The following is a 17,933-nucleotide window of genomic DNA, read 5'->3' as shown; positions in this document are numbered from 1 at the left end:
CGACGAGGGGACGATTTCGGACCTGTTCGAGTCGCCCACTGAACGGCTACAGCTGGAGTTCGGTTGCCGATTCGATTTCGAATCGTCGTCAACGGCGCCAATGTGACGGTAGCGGCACCGAACGCCCTGACTGTGATTGTCCGAGCCATCGACAGTCCGTGGCTGTTGGGTAGCAACAAAGAGACCGCCGAGGTGTCCCGTCGGTGGGGCGACACCGAGCGGTGAGGGCCGGACGGTTCACTGCCACCCTGATTCCGATTCCTCCCGCAGTAGGCCCTCACTCACGGAAATTTTCTCATTATTTAAATACCGCCACTCCATACTGTGAGAGAACTGCGTATGAAAAGAACATTTCAGGGGGGTCTTCGGGGGGCATCGACGGTGACGGGGACGATTCTGATGGTCGCTGTCGTCGTCATTCTCTCATCCGTCGTCGGTGCGTTCGTCTTCGGTCTCGGTCCCTCGCCATCACCGCCGGCGCCACAGGCATCGATATCACACGCGATTCTTGACGACGCTGGCCCCGACGACGACGATATCATCGCCGTCACGCTCGAATCCGGAACCGCCATCGAGACGGAGAACCTCTACGTCATCGGGTCGAAGAAACTCGACATCGGCGGCGCACCTGACAGTTCCAAGCCCGCAAACGACGACCACGCCAGCGAACGGGAGAAGTTCACGGAAGCCGCAAGCGGCGATCCACAGGTCGGCATCGGCGAGACGTGGGACTCCGGTGAGACGGTGTATCTCGACCCGGAAGGACACAGTGCCGACGGTGTCACGGTCAAGATTTACTGGACCACTCGCCCCGTCGAGGGGTACAACCCCGGTACTGTCGAGGGCGAAGACTCCTACAAAATCGCCGAGTTCACGGTCTGAGGCGGGGGCGTGACCACGGGGATCTAAATCCGAACGCGGTCACGCTGGAGGGTTCCAACCGTAGATGACGAGGTAGCGAGGCGAAAGCCCACTCCTTCAGGGGTGGGTGTAAGCGACAACATAGCTCAGCAGTCCACGCGCTACGGCCCGTCTGGATGTTCCACCGCTTCCAACCCCGCTTCGATAATCTCCTGATAGGCTTCTTCGAGGCTCTTGTCCTGCTGTTCGGCGTAGTCTTTCACGCGCCCGTTAAGCGTGTGCGAAATATCGATGTTCGGTCGCATCGTTTGTGTCCAAAAGGCATTTAGACATAGGGTCACTAATGTCTGTTGTCGTGAGGCGAACCAACACGTTCGCGGTACGTCCGCTCTCCGCGCAGGACAAGCAACTGCTCCGAGAGTTGTTGGACGCCTCCGCCAGCCTCTGGAACGAGCTCACCTACGAACGTCGCCAGCAGTTCTTCGAGGGCGAATCGGTGTGGGATACTGCCGACTACCGCAAGCAGTACGTCGGCGTCCTCGGCTCTGCCACCGCCCAACAACTCATCCGCAAGAACAGCGAAGCGTGGCGCTCGTTCTTCGCTGCCCGAGAGGACGGCGAGGACACCGCCCCGCCCGGCTATTGGGGCAACGAGGATGAGGGGCGGGAGTTGCGGACGTATATCCGCAACGACCAGTACACCCTCGAAACCGGCGAGCGGTCGCGAGTGGAAATCCCGGTCGGCCAAGACCTCAAAGACGAGTACGGCCTTGGCTATCACGACCGGCTGCGCCTCGAAGTCGCTGGCGACCCAAAGTGTGAGGGCGAACAGGGCCGGTTGGAACTGTCCTACGACGAGGTCGACGACACGTTCAGGGCCTTTCAGCCCGTCACCGTGCCTGATTCTCGACGGGATTCACCAGTAGCCGAGGAATCGGCTGCCTTGGACGTGGGCGCGAACAACCTCGTCGCCTGTACCACCACAACCGGCCAACAGTACTGCTACGAGGGTCGCGACCTGTTCGCCCGCTTCCGCGAAACCACCGAGGAGATTGCCCGCTTGCAGTCGAAACTCCGCGATGGCCGGTACAGTAGCCACCGGATTCGACGCCTCTATCGAACCCGGACACGACGGCGCGACCACGCACAGGAGGCGCTCGTGCGGGACCTGATGGGACGACTGTACGACGAGGGGGTTGCCACTGTGTACGTAGGCGACCTCACCGATGTGCTGTCGACACACTGGTCGGCAGAGGTGAACGAGAAGACGCACCAGTTTTGGGCGTATCGCTCGTTCATCGACCGTCTGGCGATGACCGCCGAGGAATACGGCATCACGGTCGAAGTCCGGTCGGAAGCATACACGACAGCGGAATGCCCGGAGTGTGGCGAACGCGACGATACAGAGCGGGCGGGCGACGTGTTTCGCTGTCCGTGTGGCTACGAAGGTCACGCCGACCTCGACGCTTCGCGGACGTTCCTCGAAGGACAGGTTGGCAAACCTGAGGTCGGGTCGATGGCACGGCCCGTGCGCCTCACGTGGGACGACCATACTTGGTCGGAGATACCACACTCTCCCGTGAGGGCAAGTCCCAACGAGGAGCGCACAAACCGGAGTACCGACGACGGGAAACTTACCTCCGTGGGGACGGCATAGCCAACATCCCTACTGGAGGAATCCCACGGCTGAAGCCGTGGGAGGATGTCAAGTACGAAAACGGCGAGCACGCCCGCGGGGACTACGACCTCACCGTTCTCACGTCGAATCGAGTCGATAACGGGCAGTATCACGCCGAGACGGGGTCGCCCCGAGCGACATACGCCATCGGCACCGCGACCGTTGCCTACACCTACCAGACGGGTGATGTAAAACACACCGCAACCGTGGTCGTCTCACCGGACGAGTAAGCATCTCTGTATCCCGATTTTCGCTTACTGCCACCGTTCGCTGTATAGGGCCATCAGGATACGGATACGTTTCATATAGGCATCATCAGTTTGCGCGAACCGACCCTACAGAAGCGTAGCGAACGAGATATTCCGAGGAATGAACCCCGATTATCGGGCTCGGGTCGACGCCGCGGAAAGTGAGACGCGGATTCAGAGGACCAACAGCGACGCCAGCAACCCGAGCACGAGCATCGCAACGGCGACCGAGTACAGCCACAGGAGAGCGCGTTGGAGAATCATCGACACGCTCCGAGACCGCCAGCCATCTCAGGCAACTCGGAGGGTTTCGACATCAGTCACCTCGAACCGCGCGCCGTCGGCGTCGCCGTCGGTCGCCCGGACGGTCCAGCCGTGGGCCTCGACGACCTGTTTCACGATGGCGAGACCGAACCCGGTGCCGTCGGCGTTAGTCGTGTACCCCGACTCGAACAGCCGGGTGGGGTCGGTCGATTCGAACCCCGGACCGTCGTCTTCGACGTAGAAGCTCTCGGAGCAACGGCCTACGTCCACGGTAACGTCGTCTCCGCCGTGTTCCACGGCATTGCGGAACAGATTGGCGAAAACGTCCTGCAGTCGGTCGGCATCCGCGTCGACGATGGCGGCATCGAGGTCGTCGTCGACGCGCAGCGTTGCTTCGGCCGTCGCCACGCTATCCCACGCTTCGGCGACGACCGCCGGCACCGAGACGACAGTTGGGTCGCTGATGACCTCGCCCATTTGCGCGAGTGCGAGGAGGTCGTCTATCATACAGCGCATCCGGTCGTGAGCCGAATCGACGCGCTCGAACGCAATCGAGTCGCCGGAGGCCTCGGCTTCCTCCAGCCAGCCGTTGGCGATGCCGAGCGGGTTCCGCAGTTCGTGGGCCAACATGGACGCGAACTCGTCCAATCGGTCGACCTGTCGTTCGAGGTCGCGCTTGTAGGCGAGTTCGTCGGTGATGTCCCGCAGAATCACGATGTGTTCTGCGCAGGTGTCGGCGGTGATGCCGTCGTCGAGCGTACCGCTGAGACGACACTCGGCGTGGCGCGTCCCGTCCGCCGACTGGTAGGAGATGGTTCGTCGGTCGTCGTCGTCGGAAAGAGCGGTCATCGCGTCGACCGCGGCGTCGTCGAACGCCTCGAAGTCGTCGAGTCGTCGGCCGTTGGCCGCCTCCCGCGAAACGCCGAGGGATTCCCTGAAGGCCACGTTGGAGTCGGTGACCGTGCCGTCGGCGGTGACGACCAACGCCGGGTCCGGCCCGGTCTCGAACAGCGTTCGAAACCGGTCTTCGCGTTCGGCGACCGCTCGGGAGAGTCGCTGTCGGTCCAACAGCCCGTGAATCCGGGCCTGAAGCACCTCCTTCTGGGTCGGCATCGAGACGACATCGTCGACCCGTTCGTGAACGTCCGGAACGGTGCTGGTCGTCTCGGGGACGAACAACAACACGGGCTGAAACGACCGCCGGGGGTCGCTCTTGTAGTCGGCGAGCCACTCCTCGTGTCTCGCGTATGAGGCGCCGTCGAGAATCAGGAGGTCGATGTTCTCGGCCGTCTTCGTCGGCGAAACGCTGTCGAGTCGAAGCGTTGCGACGTCGTAGGTCCGTGCGAGCCACTTGCTCAGAAGCGTTCGATTTCGCTCGTCGGTCATGACGATGCCGATTCGCGGGGTGTGCTCGTCCGACCGCGGTTCAGTCGTCTCGCCAGTAGCCGCTCGCGTACTCACGCCACTCTCGCCGGGAGCCCCGCCCACCCGACTGGATTCCGTTTCGCTCATCTGTCCGTACGTGAACGGAAGCATGCTCGGCGGATACCATTAGTTACTAAATTGATGCCATCACTCCGAACGTGGGGCTTTGAATATAGGTAGTGGCGTCGAAGGGGTCCGAGGAAGCACTACTGTGTTGCGGTCAGTGTACAGAGAGCGTCAGCTACGGGGTGTAACCGTCCAAAGAATCGAGATTGTTGTCCGTCGCTTACAGCGACGGGTGTGTGTTATTACTGCCGAACGACGTTCGCTGCGCGAGGCCCCTTGGGCGAGGACTCGATGTCGAACTCGACCTCAGTACCTTCCGTGAGGTCTTCGCCGCCGACATCCTCCATGTGGAAGAACACGTCTTCGTCGTCGTCGAGGTCGCCGTCGTCAGTCGAGATGAAACCGTAGCCGCCTGTGTCGTTGAAGAAGTCAACCTTACCGTTTGCCATTACAAACAAACGGAGGGTTCAGTGACGGATAACCCTTCCGAGAGTCGAGGTACCACGACCCTTCACCGACGTTCGTCCGTGTCGTGAACCGCAGTTTCACTCCACAGTCCGGTCCTCGTAGAGCAACTCCAGTAGGTTTCGCTGGCTTGCTCGGAGGTGGTCGCTGAACGTTGGTTGTGAGATGCCGATGGACTCGGCGATTTCGCCCCCCGTCCGCCGTCGGGGCTTCTCGAAGTACCCGCTGAAGTACGCCGTTTCGAGGATTTCTCGCTGGCGGTCGGTGAGGCGGTCCTCGACGGTCGTCAGGAACGTCTGCCGGGGGCGGACGCTCCGTTCGTGGTCGCGTCGACCGCGCAACTCGACGTCGCCGAACTCCGAGGCTAGCATCTCGATGAACTGCCTGACGTCGGCGTCGCCCGGCAGTTCGACGACGAGTCGCCCGCCTCCCTGAGAGAGCGTAAACGTCTGGGGGACGGCACCGTGGTCGATGAGCCAGAACACGACGTTGTCATCAGCGACGACACACTCGACGGTACACGCGTTCTCGCGTCGACCGAGCAGTTGGACGCTGTGGGCTGTTCGGGTTCGCTCGACGAAGGTCTCGACGGCGTCCGGCGAGACGCCCTCGAACGTCGAGATAATCCGGTAGGTGTCCTCCTCCGCGGGAATGGTCGCCTCGAGTTCGAAGGTACGGCCCGACTCGGCTTCGAGGAACTCGACGAGCGGGTACTCCGAGTCCTCCCACTCGATTTCCAACTCCAGTTCGACGACGGAGTCGCTGACAAGCGCCCGTTTGCTCTCGATTGCGTTGATGGCGTGGGCGACGAGGTCGCTCAACTCCTCGAGAACCGCCCGCTCGAGGTCGTCGAACACCCCAGACTCCGTCGCATAGATGTTGAGAACGCCGTAGAGGCTATCGCGATACGCCAATGGTAGCGAGATGCCCGCCCGATAGCCGCGTTCGAGTGCGGCCTCACGCCACGGTTCGAACGGCGGATCGGTGAGGATGTCGTTCACTACCTGTGACTCTCGGGTCCGAACCGCTCGGCCCGCCGGCCCCCACCCCGTCGCGCTGTCGTCAGCCGTAATCGTAACCGCATCGAGATAGTTCCGTTCGTCGCCGGCGGACGCCCGCGGGTGGACCGCCCCCGTCGACGGTTCGTGCTCGCCGACCCACGCCAACATGTAGAGGTCGGTGTCGACGAGCTCCCGACAGAGGGCCGCCTCGATTTCCGCCCGCGTCGACGCTCCCACCACCGCCTCGGCGACGTTTCGGACGACGCCGTTTATCCGTTCGAGTCGACCGAGGCGCTCGTTTTGCTCCGCCAGCAGCGTCTCACGCTGGCTGAGAAGCGACTCCCGCTCGATGCGGTCGAACATCGCTCGTAGGTTCTCGGTGATGATTTCGATAAAATCGCGGTTCCCACTGTCTGCCCCGACGACGAGGACGCCGTGGCGACCCAGCGGTTCGAGATACGCCTGCTCGACGGGCGCCGACCCCTCTAGTATCCCATCTCCGGGGTCGTCGACGACTTTCGGGTCCCCGGCGAGGAACACCTCCCACGCGAGGCCCCCCTCTCTGGCGAGGAGCGCCGCTTCGTCGACGTACGTTTGAGCGCCGTCCGTTTGCGAAACCGGCCGTAGCTCCCCGGTATCATCGTCGAGGAGCAGAGCCGTAACTATCGGGAGATCCAGTTCCGCTTCGGCCGCACCGACGAGGCTCTCAGTAATCGATGCCTTCGTCTCACCGTCAATCCACTCCGCGAGGAGTTCGTTGAGCCGTTCGAGGCGTTGCTCTTGGGTCCGCAGCGCCGTCACGTCGACGGCGACGGCCTGCCCGATTCGTTCACCGCGAAAGCGGCCCGGTGCCGTAGCGATGCGGACGCGCCGAATCTCCCCGTCGTCACGAACGAGTCGCATGTACGTCGGGCCGGTGGCGATTTCCTCTCTGACGATTTCGGCGAGTTCGGATTCGGCGACCGCTTGGTCCTCGGGATGGATAAAATCGAATATCGACCGGCCGATGAGTTCCGACCGACTCGAAAGCCCGAGCAATTCGACGACGGCGTCGTTGCCCCAGAGCGTAGTGCCATTCTCGTCGAAGATGTTTATCGGCGTCGGCGATGTCTGGATGAGGTTCCGATACCGGCCGGTCTCCTCGTCGATGGAGTCACGCTCGGCCAGACACGCCTCCAGACGACTGACGAGTTCCGCCGGCGATTGGTCGCTCCCGACGTAGCCGCTTGCGCCTTCGGCGAGGGCCTTGCCGGCGATTCGCTCCGAGCCACCCTCCGGAGACAGCACCACCGGGATGGTAGCGAACCGCTCTCGAATCGACCGGATGAGTTCGATTCCGGTCGATTCTGGGAGTTCGTGCGCAGTAACGACTGCATCGACCGACCCCTCCGCGAGAGCGTCGAGACACGCCGCGGCGGTGTCGGCGGAATCGACATCGAACCCCGCCTCCGAAAGCGCCGCCCGCGTGGACGAACGCTCGTCTCCGGGCCCGTCGACGAAGACGAGGTGACGTGACCTCGTTGTAGTATTCGTCACAAATATTCCTTCTAGATGGGTAGTGTAGATGTGCTTATATTTATTGTGCCCCCGACTTTGTGAAACGACGTTCCACGTGGGTCCGTGGGTACAGGAGAGTTCAAACGACGAGAAAAGCCAGCCCGCTCAGGACGACGACGCCGAGTACGATTGACACGAGCATGCCCAACCTGTAGGAACCGAGAACCCACGCCAACACGGCCTTGACGAAGGTGTTTGCGATAGCCGCGATGATGATTCCCGTCGTGGCGACCTCCGTCGAGACTGTCCCTTCGGCTGCGAGTTGACTCAACGTAATCGTCATCGCATCAACATCGGCGAGCCCGGAGAAAAACGCCGTCGCGTACACGCCCGATGCCCCGAACCACTCGTTGGCGTATTCGGAGACGAGCAACACGACCGCGAAGATGGCCCCGAAGAGCAGAGCAGGCCGCAGTCGAAACGGGTTCTTGAGTTCCTCCGGTTCGACCGTCTCGTCGGATGCGGTCCGCCAGTACAACACCCCGGCGGCGACAGCGCCGACGATAGTCATCGCCCCCAACGGCAGTGCAACGCTCGGAAGCAAGTCGGGGTTGACCACCGCGATTTCGATGAGTGCTCTGGGGAACATTACGATGGAGGCGGTGACGACCGCGAAGGCACAGACGTGATACAGCGTCGCGTTCTGGGTCGTCTTCTCCGCCATCGAGACCGTCGTTGCAGTCGACGAGACGAATCCTCCGACGATTCCCGTGAGGGCGATCCCTCGCTCGGGACCGAGCGTTTGTCCGAGTACGTACGCCACGAACCCGAGCCCAGTGACGAAGACGACCATCAACCAGATGAATCTCGGATTGAGGCCATAGAGTGCGTCGAGCGACCGGTCGGGGAGTGCCGGCAACACGACGAGGACGACGAGGATGAACTTCGCCGACGCCCGCCGTTCGCTTTCTTTGATTTGACCGGCGAATTCGTGTATCGGGTCTTTCACCGAAAGCAGTACCGTGACGGCGCCGCCGACGATGATAGCGATGAGCGCACCGCGGTCGGAATGCATCACCATTGCACCGAGAACGGCCGTCAGGAGGGCCGCCACGAGCGTCGTCAAGCCGATATCGCCTTCATACCAGATTTTCCCGACGTACGCGACGGCGAGTGGCACGACGAGTATCCCGAGTGCGACGGACAGCACCGCCGGGAAGAAGGCCTGAACGAGCGCCCCGTAGAGTGCGATCAGCGGGAACGTCCGACTCCCGGCGAAGGACCCACCCGACTCGCTTTGTTCCCGTTCCAGACCGATGAGCGCCCCGAGGCCACCCGCGAGGAGAAGATGTAATAGGAGTTCGCTGAGCGGCGCCGTTGTTGGGTCGACCATTACGTAGAGAATCTCATTCACACCTTTTCGGGGGAGCACGAATCAGTTTCGGAACGCTCGTCGATGCGTAAAACCGCCCTTGGGGAATCTGCTCGTCCAGCTACCGACACGTCGGGGGTACCGCAACTACTATATTAGAATATGCTTATATTAGCACTTACTACTATGAGTCGAGATGAGACCGACCCTATCTCACGGGCCGAGCAGTCCGAGGGAACAGCCGGGACTGCCTGCTGTGCTGAAGTACCCGAAGTCGAGGAGGACACAGTCGTCGCTGACGTGCAGTTGCTGTCGGCGCTAGGCAACGACACCCGGTACGAACTGGTTCGTCGCATCCGCGCTGCCGAGAGCGACGTCTGCGTCTGCGACCTCGAAGCCGCGGTCGGCCTCAGTCAGAGCGCGGTCAGTCAGGCCCTCTCACGCCTCTACTCGGCGGGGCTGGTGACTCGCCGGAAGGAGGGGTCCTGGCGATACTACGGCCTGACCGACGACGCCGAACAACTCGTCGAGACGCTTGACGCACTCAGGACCGACGATGAGTGAGACACCATCCTCCGAGGACGCCTCGCCCGACCGCGACGCCGACGCACAGCGCCGCCTCGTCCGGGAACGGTACGCCGACATCGCCATCGACGACGGTGAGAGTTCCTGCTGTTCTGACACGGCAGGCAGCGCGGACGCCTGCTGTGACGATTCGATGGGGACGGACAGCGAACGACTCGGATACGCCGCCGACGATATCGAGGCGGTCGCCGAGGGTGCGGACCTCGGCCTCGGGTGCGGGAATCCCAAGGCCATCGCCGACCTCGAGGCGGGCGAGACGGTTCTCGATTTGGGTTCGGGGGCCGGTTTCGACTGCTTCCTCGCCGCACGTGAAGTCGGTGACGAAGGCCACGTCATCGGCGTCGACATGACACCCGAGATGGTCGGAAAAGCTCGAGCGAACGTCGCGAAAAACGACGCGACGAACGTGGAGTTCCGACTCGGCGAAATCGAACACCTCCCCGTAGCCGACCGAAGCGTCGACGTCGTCATCTCGAACTGCGTCGTCAACCTCTCGCCGGCCAAAGCGCAGGTGTTCAGGGAGGCGTTCCGCGTGCTGGTCCCCGGTGGACGGCTGGCCATCTCCGACGTAGTACTGACCGCGTCGCTTCCCGACGCCGTCCGGGAGGACCCGGACTCACTGGCGGCCTGTGTCGCCGGTGCGTCGCCCATCGAGGCAATCGAGCGGCTGCTCGACGACGCCGGATTCGTCGACGTTCGCGTCGCGCCGAAAGACGACAGCGCCGAGTTCATCAGTGAGTGGGACGACGAGCGCGACCTGAGCGAGTACGTCGTCTCGGCGACCATCGAGGCTCGAAAACCAACGGCAGAACGGGCCTGACGGTTACGTCCGCTATCGGCACAGAAAGAGGAGTCGAGACCCTCGATAGATTCGGTGAGTCCGCTCGTTGAATACTCAAAAACGCCGCCGATGTTGTCCTCCTTGCATCTCTGTGAATCAACGCATCTTAACACATAGTATAACTCCCGTGGCGATTCCTACGCTATGACATCCTCCCCCCCGTGAACGACGGGGTTTCCTCCGTGGGCGTCTCAGCCGATCTACGAGTCCCCGGAGGCAACATTCCCGTTTTGGAGGACGGTACTCGGGTCTGCGCGCTGTTCTTTGGGACGGTGAGAGTGTGGTGACTCCGACCAGGTGTGGTCGTCCCACTCGAACCGCACGGGCCGTGCCATCGGCCTGACTGCCTTCTGTGTGTGCCGCTTCAGGAACGTTTCTGATGCTGTAAGATCGGCGTGCCCCTCGAATCCACACGGGCAGTTGAGCGTGTCCTGGTGCCGTGTCGTCCTGTCGGTCGAACCACACTTTGGGCACTCTTGGCTCGTCCACGCTTCCGACCGAATCTCGACCGAGATACCGTATTCCTCGGCGGTGCAAGCGAAGCGTTTGGTGAATTTTTTGAACGCCCAAAAGTTGTGGGTCTTCGCGTTGGTTTCGACCGACCCGTGTGTTTCGAGTACGTCGGTCAGGCAACCGATATACACCGTGTCCACGCCCCCGGTGTACAGCCGTTCCAGCAGGTCACGACACAATGCCTCTTGTGCGTGGTCACGGCGACGGGTTCGCTTCCGGTATAGCCGTCGGATACGCTCGCTACTGAATCGGCCTTCCCGTAGCTTGGACTGCAATCGGGCAATCTCCCGCGTCGTATCGCGAAATCGCTGGAACAACTCGCGGCCCTCGTACAGATATTGCTCGCCGGTCGTGGTGGTACAGGCGACGAGATTGTTCGCACCAATGTCCAGAGCGGCCGTTTCCTCGGCCAGTGGAGTATCCCGTGTATCGTCAGACACAGTCACGGGTTGGGAAGCTCGGAAGATGCTATCAGTCTCATCGTACCACAGATCCAACCGGCCCTGTTTCTCGTAATTGGGCCAATTCGGGTCGCCAGCGATCTCCAGCCGGAGACGCCCGGTGTGGTCGTATCGGTCTTTCAACTCATGCCCAACCAGTATCTCAAGCCGGGAGCGGTCGCCCCATTCGACGGTGTACGACGTGTTGCGAATGACGGTCTTAAGTTGGCGTCCATCGTCCTCGTTGCCACGGAAGCCCGGTGGTTCCGGGTGGTCCGTGACCGACGTATTCGACTCGTCGTGATACTGATCTTTCAGCCGGAAGAACCCACGCCACGCTTCGCTGTTCTTCCGTATCACTTGTTGGGCGGTGGATGCACCGAGAACGCCTTTGTACCGGCCTTCGAGTTGGCCTGTATCGGCGGTCCACACGTCGCCCTCGAAGCCCGCTTCGTCGTTGTACCGCATGAGACGCTGGTAATTGACTTCGTTCCAGAGAGCGGCGGAAGCGTCCAACAAGTCCCGTAGCAGTTGCTCTCCGGTACCGGTGAGCGGTCGCACGGTGAACGTGTTGGTACGCTTCATCCGTTTTTTCATCCGTCGGCTTCGGGTTTGAACGTCAGCCATCCGTAGTGAAAGTAAAGAGCTCCGGCTCGTTGGAGACCTAGGATTAGCAGTACCGTGGTGGTGTGTTAACCGAGTGTACGAGGTTCACATCCGCCGTGAACGGCGGGACTCTCTCGCTGTTGAAAGGTAGTGCGCTGGGGAGACCACATCGGTAAGCCGAGACGAGCAGAGACGGCGTTTCGTGAAATATCTGTACGCCTTATGCGAGTCGAATGCCTCCGGTACCCCGTGATTGTGATGGCACAAGAAACACAACAGGAAACACAGGGCCTCGGACAGCCCATAGCGGTACGAGACGGTTCGTCGTGGCAACACGGCGTGGGAGCGGGATTGATCGGCGGACTCGTGATGGGTGTGCTGTTTTCGGTGCTGATGACACCCGTCATCGAGAACGCGATTCCGGCGCTCATCGGGCTGTCCGGTGGAATCGCTGGCTGGGTCGTCCACATGTCGATTAGTGCGGTGTTCGGTATCGTCTTCGTCGCGGCGTCGACGCAACCTCGGCTGGCAGCCGTCGGGGAGTCGCTGGGCGGCGTCGTCAGTCTCGGCCTCGCCTACGGCGTTCTCCTGTGGGTGGTCGCCGCGGGCGTTGTCATGCCGCTGTGGCTGTCGGCCGTTGGCTTCCCCAGTCCGCCACCGCTGCCGAACCTCGGACTGATGGGACTGTTCGCACACCTCGTGTTCGGGGTAGTTCTCGGCGTGAGCTTCCACTACCTGCGCTGAATCCTCGTGGCCCCACCTCGCTGCGAGGGCGAACACGTCATCTTTTTCGAGCGGCTCGAATTCAAGCGGCTTGAACAGCGCGACTGTTCCGGTTCCGTGACATTCAGAACGGGCAGTCAATGGTCAACCGCTATTCGAACGCGAGCAGTCGATTCCCCCACGCGGCGTACAGCGTGTCGTCGACGACCGACACGCTAACCCCGTCGAGGTCGCGTTCGAGTACCCATCGTACGTCGCCGGAGTCCGTCGAGATGGCGAGGAGGCCATCCTCCAGCGTTCCCGCGTACAGCGTCTCGTCGTCGATTGCCAGCCCGTCGAAGAACCCGTCAGTGTAGCGTTCGTTCACGGCGCCACGGAACTCTTCCCAGTCTTCGTCGCCGTCTTCGATGGACAGCGAACGGGCGTAGCCGTCACCGTCGACGCCGTATATGTACTCGCCGTCGGTCGCCAAATCCCGGAACGACTTGTTGACCGACCACGCGACCTCTCCGTCGCGGTCGGCGGCGTACAGCGCCTCGTCGACCGCGACGAACACCGCACACGGCGTCACGAGCAGCGTCGCCGGGTTCCTGTCCTCGCGGTCGTGGAGGTTGCGGGTCCACAGCTGTTCGCCTTCGTCGGTGTCTATCGCCACGAGTTCCGCGTCGTTTGTCGCGAGATACGCCCGACCGTCGGTCCACCCGAGCGAGGAATCCAGCCACGCGTCGACAGTCACGTCCCACTCGACCTCGCCATCGGAGAGTAGCGCGACGACCGTGTCGTCGCTGTCGGCCCGCGTCGAGGCGACCAACACGCCGTCCGGAATCGGGAGTACGTCGTCGACGCCACCGTCGGGTTCGTGCGTCCACCGTGCCGACTCGCCACCGGATTCGACGGCGTGGAGTGTCCCCCGGTCGGCCACCAACACCGCCTCGTCGGTGGCCGCAACCGCTCGGGGCGTCCCCGCTATCGCGTACTCCCACAGGCGGTCGCCTGTCGCGGCGTCGTACGCCTGCAGATACTGCTTGTCCGGTTTCGGAACGGAGGTTCCGACGACAACCCGTCGGCCGACGTAGATGCGGTCGTCGGTGACGATGGGGCGGGTGAAGCGAACCTCGCCCTGTTCCGGCGCCGTCGCCGTCACCGACCATTCCGCGCTCGGTTTCTCCGTCGGCCCGTCGCCGTCGGGTGCGTAGTTCGTCCGCCCGACCGAGCGCTCCGACAGCGGCCACCCCGCATCGGGGAGCGGTCCGGTACCACAGACGAGTTCCGGGGCCACCTCGTCGGTCGGTGTTGCCGTCGGGTCGGGCGTCTCAGTTCCGTCGGGTGTCTCCGTAGGCGTCCCGTCCGGCGGTGGGTCACCGAGTCCTGAACACCCACCGAGTGCCGTCATCGAGAGCGCACCGAGTTCGAGGAGTCGTCGTCTGGAAGGCGGCATGCCTCTCCGTTCGACGGTTCGGGTGTTAACGATTTTCGAGGGTGAAACGTGAGTTTGAGTCACGAGGCGAGAGGGATTGTTGGGGCGGTGAGGCCACCCCCAATTCTGCCGCAGTACGGTGTGAACGATTTGCCTGCTTCGTTTTCGGCGTTGCTCCGGTGAGGACGACCCGGGTTTCAATATTGCCGCTGAACAGAGAGTAAATACGGAGGACAATGACGGAAAACCACTCGGTTACGGACATTTTTCGGCTTCTTGCTGACGACACTCGAGTCGACATCCTTCGCGCTGTCGCAGTTGCCCAGTATGAACTCGATGAAGTTGGGTCAGGATCTACTGAACTCGCGTTTTCTGAAATCTATGACTACGTGGAGGTCGAGAATACGTCGAAGCTGTCGTACCACTTGGGCGAGCTGACAGGGACGTACCTACGGAAAAGCGACGACGGGTACTCGCTTACGCACGCTGGCGAACGCATCGTCCGGTTCATCTTATCCGGAAATTACCAGCAACCGGATTCCTTCGGCCCAAAACCGGTTGAGGGTGTGTGCGTCTTCTGTGGAGAAGAGGCGCTTGAAGCATTTCTCTCACACCAGTTTTTCCGTATCGACTGTTCGGCGTGTGAGAAACCAGTTACGGGGCAGCCGATAACTCCTGCCCAAGTGAAGACCCACGACGATGATGCACTGATTCGGAGCGTCAAACGACAAAGTGCGGAGGTCGCCAAGCAACTTCGAATCGGGATGTGCCCAGAATGTGGGGCTCACCTCTCCGCCGGCATAATCGAAGTGTCAGGGAATCCGTTGCCCGACGCTGACTCGTTTCTCGTGACGAGTGCGTGTGAGGAGTGTCTTCGGGAGTACAACAGCCCACTGACGTACAGTGTCGTCCACCATCCAGCGTCGATAGCGTTCCACTGGGACCGGGGTGTCGATGTGAGTTCACAGGGCATCTGGGAGTTCAACGAACATCTCTACAAGGGGGACTGGACATCCGAGCAAATCGAGTCCAATCCCGACGAATACGAGGTCGTGTTGCGTCACGAGAGTGATGCGGTTCGACTGGTTCTTGATTCAACCGCGACGGTGATACGGACCGAGCGCGTGCGACGCGAAAACGGTGAATTTCACCGTTCTTGACAGACTCTTTACGAAACCTCCATTGAGCAAATGGCGCTCAATTCGAGTGAGTCGCTAAATTTCGGTATCAGGAGCGCAATTACCCGGCTTTTTGCTCAACTCCAGTTTTGAAGCTTATTCGATAAATTATCAAATATCCAATATATTTATCGGTGTCGATGGCCGGACCCGTAATTGCAGATTACGGAGGCCCAACCGTGCAATCGAGTAATCCCTACGAACCGACAAACCAGGAGAATCGAACACAAAACGAAAATACGGAGCGACTGCATCCGGCACAGAAACGCTCGAAATCGGCCGAGGAAATCGCCGACGCGTACGCAAGCGTGGCCGACAAGCTCGCTCGATGGCAGCGACTCGACCGGTTGTTCGCCGGTCGGTATCGTCGTCGGCAGTTCAGCGACGCGAATGGGCGAGTGCTCGATGTAGCCTGTGGCACTGGGCAGAACTTTCGCTATCTCTCGTCGTCGAGCGAGGTCGTTGGCATCGACATCAGTGAGGCAATGCTCGCCCACGCTCGTACTGAACTCGATCGGCTCGATTTGGACGGCACTGTCCACCAGATGGATGCCCAAGCACTCGATTTCGACGACGACAGCTTCGACACTGTCATCTCGTCGTTTTCTACGTGCACGTTCCCTGATCCGATTGCCGTACTTCACGAGATGGAGCGGGTCTGTACACCTGACGGCGAAATTTTGCTACTCGAACACCGCCACAGCGACGCCGCACCGCTTGCCTGGCTCCAAGACTGGCGTGCCGAGTCACACTACGAGAAGAACGGCTGCCGACTGAATCACGACCCATTGAAAACTGTTGAGCAGGCCGACCTCAACGTCGAGACCACCTCGACCGCGTTTTTCGGTCTCATCAGCGCCATCGAGATTACTCCGAGGTGAGCACCGATGTGCACCGTACCCGACGTTTTTACCCATCGACTCAGCCACCTCGCCACACCCCACAGAACCACTGTAACCACACCACGACCGTCACATAACCCCCACAACCGTTCCGACTCATGACAGGACCACAACGCTCTCCGACGAACGGCAGGACCGATGAAACGACGAGACGGTCGTTTCTCACCGGCCTCGGTAGTATTGGAATCCTCGGTGGCACCGGGATCACGATCGGTCGAACGAGCGCCCCGACCGACGCCAACGCCACACAGCACCGTGACGAGCCCTTCGGAAATTCGAGCGAACTCGAAGCGGTCGTCGACAAGGTGATGGCCGGACGGGTCGGAGCGACGACTCCCGGCGCAACCGTCGCCGTCGTCTCCGGTGACACTCCCGTCCTCACCAAAGGGTACGGTGTGGCCGATATCGATGGCGACGATTCGGTTCGAGCAGACGAGACGGTGTTCCGGGTCGGGTCGGTTGGGAAGCTCGTGACGTACACCGCCGTCATGCAGGGTGTCGAACGAGGCGTGCTTGACCTCGATGCCGACGTGAACACGTATCTCGATAACTCCGCAGTCACCGTCCCAGACACGTATGACAACCCAGTAACACTCCGACATCTCGGTACACACACCGCCGGATTCGAGTCCACGCTCGATCCCGATATCGTCGCCGATCCGGCTGCCATTGACCCCTTAGAGACCGTTCTCGCCAATAACCAGCGTCAACGTATCCGTCCACCCGGTGAACTCGTTGGCTACTCCAACTACGGTGCAGCACTCGCAGGCCACGTTGTCGCCGAAACGCACAATACAACGTTCGAGGAGTACATCCACTCGGAGATATTCGACCCGCTTGGGATGTCCAACAGCACGTTCGCCCAACCCATCACCGGTGACCTATCTGGTGACCTCGCCGCACCACACGTCCGCGACGATGCGTCGTTCACGGTAGCCGATGACGTGTACATCAACATGCGTCCAGCGGGCTCTCTGAGTGCGACGGCGACGGATATGGCGGCGTTCATGAGCGCACACCTCGGCGGCGGTGCAGTCGGAGATAGACGAGTGCTCGACACGAAGACTGCCGAGACGATGCACAGACGCCACCACGTGCGCCATCCAGCAGTCACCAACTGGCGGTACGGCTTCCACGAGTACGGGAGCCCGGATGCCAACCTCATCGCCCACTCGGGGGCAACGGTTAACTTCACCAGCCACCTGCTGCTCGCCCCGAACCACGACGTTGGAATCTTCGTCGCCTACAACAGCAATCCGAGTGAACGTCCGAAAGCCGTCGTTGACGAACTCATCGAAGCGTATACTCTCCAGCCAGCACCGACCACGCCGACACCGACTTCGAAAGCGAACGGTCAGGAGCGTGCTGAAATCGTCGCAGGCGAGTACAGGCTCTCGTATCTCCCCCAGAGCGGTCCACTCCAAGTCGCCAATCTGCTCGAACACCTGACCGTCGAACCGGCAGCCAACGGTCGCCTCCGCACGACGACTCTCGACGGAGACACCCGAAAGTGGGTCGAGACAGTACCGTACGTATACGAGGAAGTTGGCGGTCACGACGTCCTCGCCTTCGAGGTCACGGATGGTGAGGTGGCCGTGCTGAACATGAACAGCGAACCCACTGGCGTCTACCAGCCTGTTCGGCACCACCGTCGTCAGGAAGTCACGGGTGGTGTCCTCGGGACGGCACTGTCGGGCTTCGGCGTGTCGCTGGCTGGCTGGGGCGGACACAGTGCCTGGCAGCGGTGGACGAAGCATGGCACGAACAACGGACGGGATATGAACGACTCAGAATGACAGACCAACACTGCCCCCGACAAACCGAACAGCAGCAGAATCGAGATGCCACTAG

The 17,933-nt window shown here is 61.3% G+C and carries 16 protein-coding genes; 10 read left to right on the top strand and 6 right to left on the bottom strand.

Annotation, left to right across the window (positions count from 1 at the left end):
- Positions 1-63: 63 nt before the first annotated feature.
- The 4 genes from NMP98_RS09425 to NMP98_RS09410 all read left to right on the top strand — a co-directional run bounded on the left by NMP98_RS09425 (position 64) and on the right by NMP98_RS09410 (position 2,769).
- Positions 64-225 carry a hypothetical protein gene (locus NMP98_RS09425; RefSeq protein ID WP_254861251.1) on the top strand — a complete coding sequence of 54 codons (162 nt, stop codon included), beginning with the start codon at positions 64-66 and terminating at the stop codon, positions 223-225.
- Between the two features lie 114 nt (positions 226-339).
- Positions 340-882 (top strand): type IV pilin domain-containing protein, encoded by a 543-nt coding sequence (locus NMP98_RS09420; RefSeq protein ID WP_254861250.1) that lies wholly within the window; start codon positions 340-342, stop codon positions 880-882.
- Between the two features lie 322 nt (positions 883-1,204).
- On the top strand, positions 1,205-2,518 hold the full coding sequence (locus NMP98_RS09415) for an RNA-guided endonuclease InsQ/TnpB family protein (protein ID WP_367997258.1): 1,314 nt from the start codon (positions 1,205-1,207) through the stop codon (positions 2,516-2,518).
- Positions 2,416-2,769 carry a hypothetical protein gene (locus NMP98_RS09410; protein ID WP_254861353.1) on the top strand — a complete coding sequence of 118 codons (354 nt, stop codon included), beginning with the start codon at positions 2,416-2,418 and terminating at the stop codon, positions 2,767-2,769. The genes NMP98_RS09415 and NMP98_RS09410 overlap by 103 nt, the downstream gene beginning before the upstream one ends.
- Positions 2,770-3,078: 309 nt before the next feature.
- Here the strand turns inward: NMP98_RS09410 and NMP98_RS09405 are convergent, their stop codons facing one another.
- From NMP98_RS09405 to NMP98_RS09390, 4 genes are all read right to left on the bottom strand, one after another.
- Positions 3,079-4,587: a sensor histidine kinase gene (locus tag NMP98_RS09405; RefSeq protein ID WP_254861248.1), complete on the bottom strand. Its 1,509-nt coding sequence runs from the start codon at positions 4,585-4,587 to the stop codon at positions 3,079-3,081.
- Positions 4,588-4,784: 197 nt separating this feature from the next.
- Positions 4,785-4,991 (bottom strand): cold-shock protein, encoded by a 207-nt coding sequence (locus NMP98_RS09400; protein WP_008418277.1) that lies wholly within the window; start codon positions 4,989-4,991, stop codon positions 4,785-4,787.
- A 96-nt stretch (positions 4,992-5,087) separates the two neighbouring features.
- Positions 5,088-7,544 (bottom strand): bacterio-opsin activator domain-containing protein, encoded by a 2,457-nt coding sequence (locus NMP98_RS09395; RefSeq protein WP_254861247.1) that lies wholly within the window; start codon positions 7,542-7,544, stop codon positions 5,088-5,090.
- Between the two features lie 100 nt (positions 7,545-7,644).
- A complete protein-coding gene (locus NMP98_RS09390; RefSeq protein WP_254861246.1) occupies positions 7,645-8,898 on the bottom strand; it encodes an MgtC/SapB family protein in 1,254 nt (417 codons plus the stop codon).
- Positions 8,899-9,063: 165 nt separating this feature from the next.
- Between NMP98_RS09390 and NMP98_RS09385 the strand changes: the two genes are divergently transcribed.
- Complete coding sequence (locus NMP98_RS09385) at positions 9,064-9,441, top strand: ArsR/SmtB family transcription factor (protein ID WP_254861245.1); 378 nt, start codon at positions 9,064-9,066, stop codon at positions 9,439-9,441.
- Positions 9,434-10,282, top strand: coding sequence for an arsenite methyltransferase (locus NMP98_RS09380; protein WP_254861244.1), 849 nt, complete (start codon positions 9,434-9,436; stop codon positions 10,280-10,282). The genes NMP98_RS09385 and NMP98_RS09380 overlap by 8 nt, the downstream gene beginning before the upstream one ends.
- Before the next feature lie 221 nt (positions 10,283-10,503).
- On the opposite strand, the gene NMP98_RS09375 is transcribed toward NMP98_RS09380, so the two are convergent.
- Positions 10,504-11,841 carry an RNA-guided endonuclease InsQ/TnpB family protein gene (locus NMP98_RS09375; RefSeq protein WP_254861243.1) on the bottom strand — a complete coding sequence of 446 codons (1,338 nt, stop codon included), beginning with the start codon at positions 11,839-11,841 and terminating at the stop codon, positions 10,504-10,506.
- Between the two features lie 279 nt (positions 11,842-12,120).
- Here NMP98_RS09375 and NMP98_RS09370 point away from each other — a divergent pair, with 279 nt between their 5' ends.
- Positions 12,121-12,606 (top strand): histidine kinase, encoded by a 486-nt coding sequence (locus tag NMP98_RS09370; protein WP_254861242.1) that lies wholly within the window; start codon positions 12,121-12,123, stop codon positions 12,604-12,606.
- A gap of 130 nt (positions 12,607-12,736) precedes the next feature.
- On the opposite strand, the gene NMP98_RS09365 is transcribed toward NMP98_RS09370, so the two are convergent.
- Positions 12,737-14,023 carry an outer membrane protein assembly factor BamB family protein gene (locus tag NMP98_RS09365; RefSeq protein ID WP_254861241.1) on the bottom strand — a complete coding sequence of 429 codons (1,287 nt, stop codon included), beginning with the start codon at positions 14,021-14,023 and terminating at the stop codon, positions 12,737-12,739.
- 215 nt (positions 14,024-14,238) lie between these two features.
- Between NMP98_RS09365 and NMP98_RS09360 the strand changes: the two genes are divergently transcribed.
- From NMP98_RS09360 to NMP98_RS09350, 3 genes are all read left to right on the top strand, one after another.
- Positions 14,239-15,162, top strand: a complete 924-nt coding sequence (locus tag NMP98_RS09360) for a DUF7351 domain-containing protein (RefSeq protein ID WP_254861240.1) — start codon at positions 14,239-14,241, stop codon at positions 15,160-15,162.
- A gap of 197 nt (positions 15,163-15,359) precedes the next feature.
- Positions 15,360-16,061: a class I SAM-dependent methyltransferase gene (locus NMP98_RS09355; protein ID WP_254861239.1), complete on the top strand. Its 702-nt coding sequence runs from the start codon at positions 15,360-15,362 to the stop codon at positions 16,059-16,061.
- A gap of 119 nt (positions 16,062-16,180) precedes the next feature.
- Entirely contained in the window at positions 16,181-17,878 is a 1,698-nt protein-coding gene (locus tag NMP98_RS09350) for a serine hydrolase domain-containing protein (RefSeq protein WP_254861238.1), read from the top strand.
- The last annotated feature ends 55 nt before the right edge of the window (positions 17,879-17,933 follow it).

Origin of the sequence: Natronomonas gomsonensis (genome assembly GCF_024300825.1) — an archaeon.
Classification (GTDB): domain Archaea; phylum Halobacteriota; class Halobacteria; order Halobacteriales; family Haloarculaceae; genus Natronomonas; species Natronomonas gomsonensis.
This window is presented reverse-complemented; position numbering and strand designations above follow the sequence as displayed.

Coding starts and splice junctions, on each gene's coding strand:
- NMP98_RS09370 (WP_254861242.1), top strand. CDS start 12,121: ATGGCACAAGAAACACAACAGGAAACACAGGGCCTCGGACAGCCCATA.
- NMP98_RS09405 (WP_254861248.1), bottom strand. CDS start 4,587: ATGCTTCCGTTCACGTACGGACAGATGAGCGAAACGGAATCCAGTCGG.
- NMP98_RS09360 (WP_254861240.1), top strand. CDS start 14,239: ATGACGGAAAACCACTCGGTTACGGACATTTTTCGGCTTCTTGCTGAC.
- NMP98_RS09385 (WP_254861245.1), top strand. CDS start 9,064: ATGAGTCGAGATGAGACCGACCCTATCTCACGGGCCGAGCAGTCCGAG.
- NMP98_RS09380 (WP_254861244.1), top strand. CDS start 9,434: ATGAGTGAGACACCATCCTCCGAGGACGCCTCGCCCGACCGCGACGCC.
- NMP98_RS09415 (WP_367997258.1), top strand. CDS start 1,205: ATGTCTGTTGTCGTGAGGCGAACCAACACGTTCGCGGTACGTCCGCTC.
- NMP98_RS09365 (WP_254861241.1), bottom strand. CDS start 14,023: ATGCCGCCTTCCAGACGACGACTCCTCGAACTCGGTGCGCTCTCGATG.
- NMP98_RS09400 (WP_008418277.1), bottom strand. CDS start 4,991: ATGGCAAACGGTAAGGTTGACTTCTTCAACGACACAGGCGGCTACGGT.
- NMP98_RS09375 (WP_254861243.1), bottom strand. CDS start 11,841: ATGAAGCGTACCAACACGTTCACCGTGCGACCGCTCACCGGTACCGGA.
- NMP98_RS09350 (WP_254861238.1), top strand. CDS start 16,181: ATGACAGGACCACAACGCTCTCCGACGAACGGCAGGACCGATGAAACG.
- NMP98_RS09420 (WP_254861250.1), top strand. CDS start 340: ATGAAAAGAACATTTCAGGGGGGTCTTCGGGGGGCATCGACGGTGACG.
- NMP98_RS09390 (WP_254861246.1), bottom strand. CDS start 8,898: ATGGTCGACCCAACAACGGCGCCGCTCAGCGAACTCCTATTACATCTT.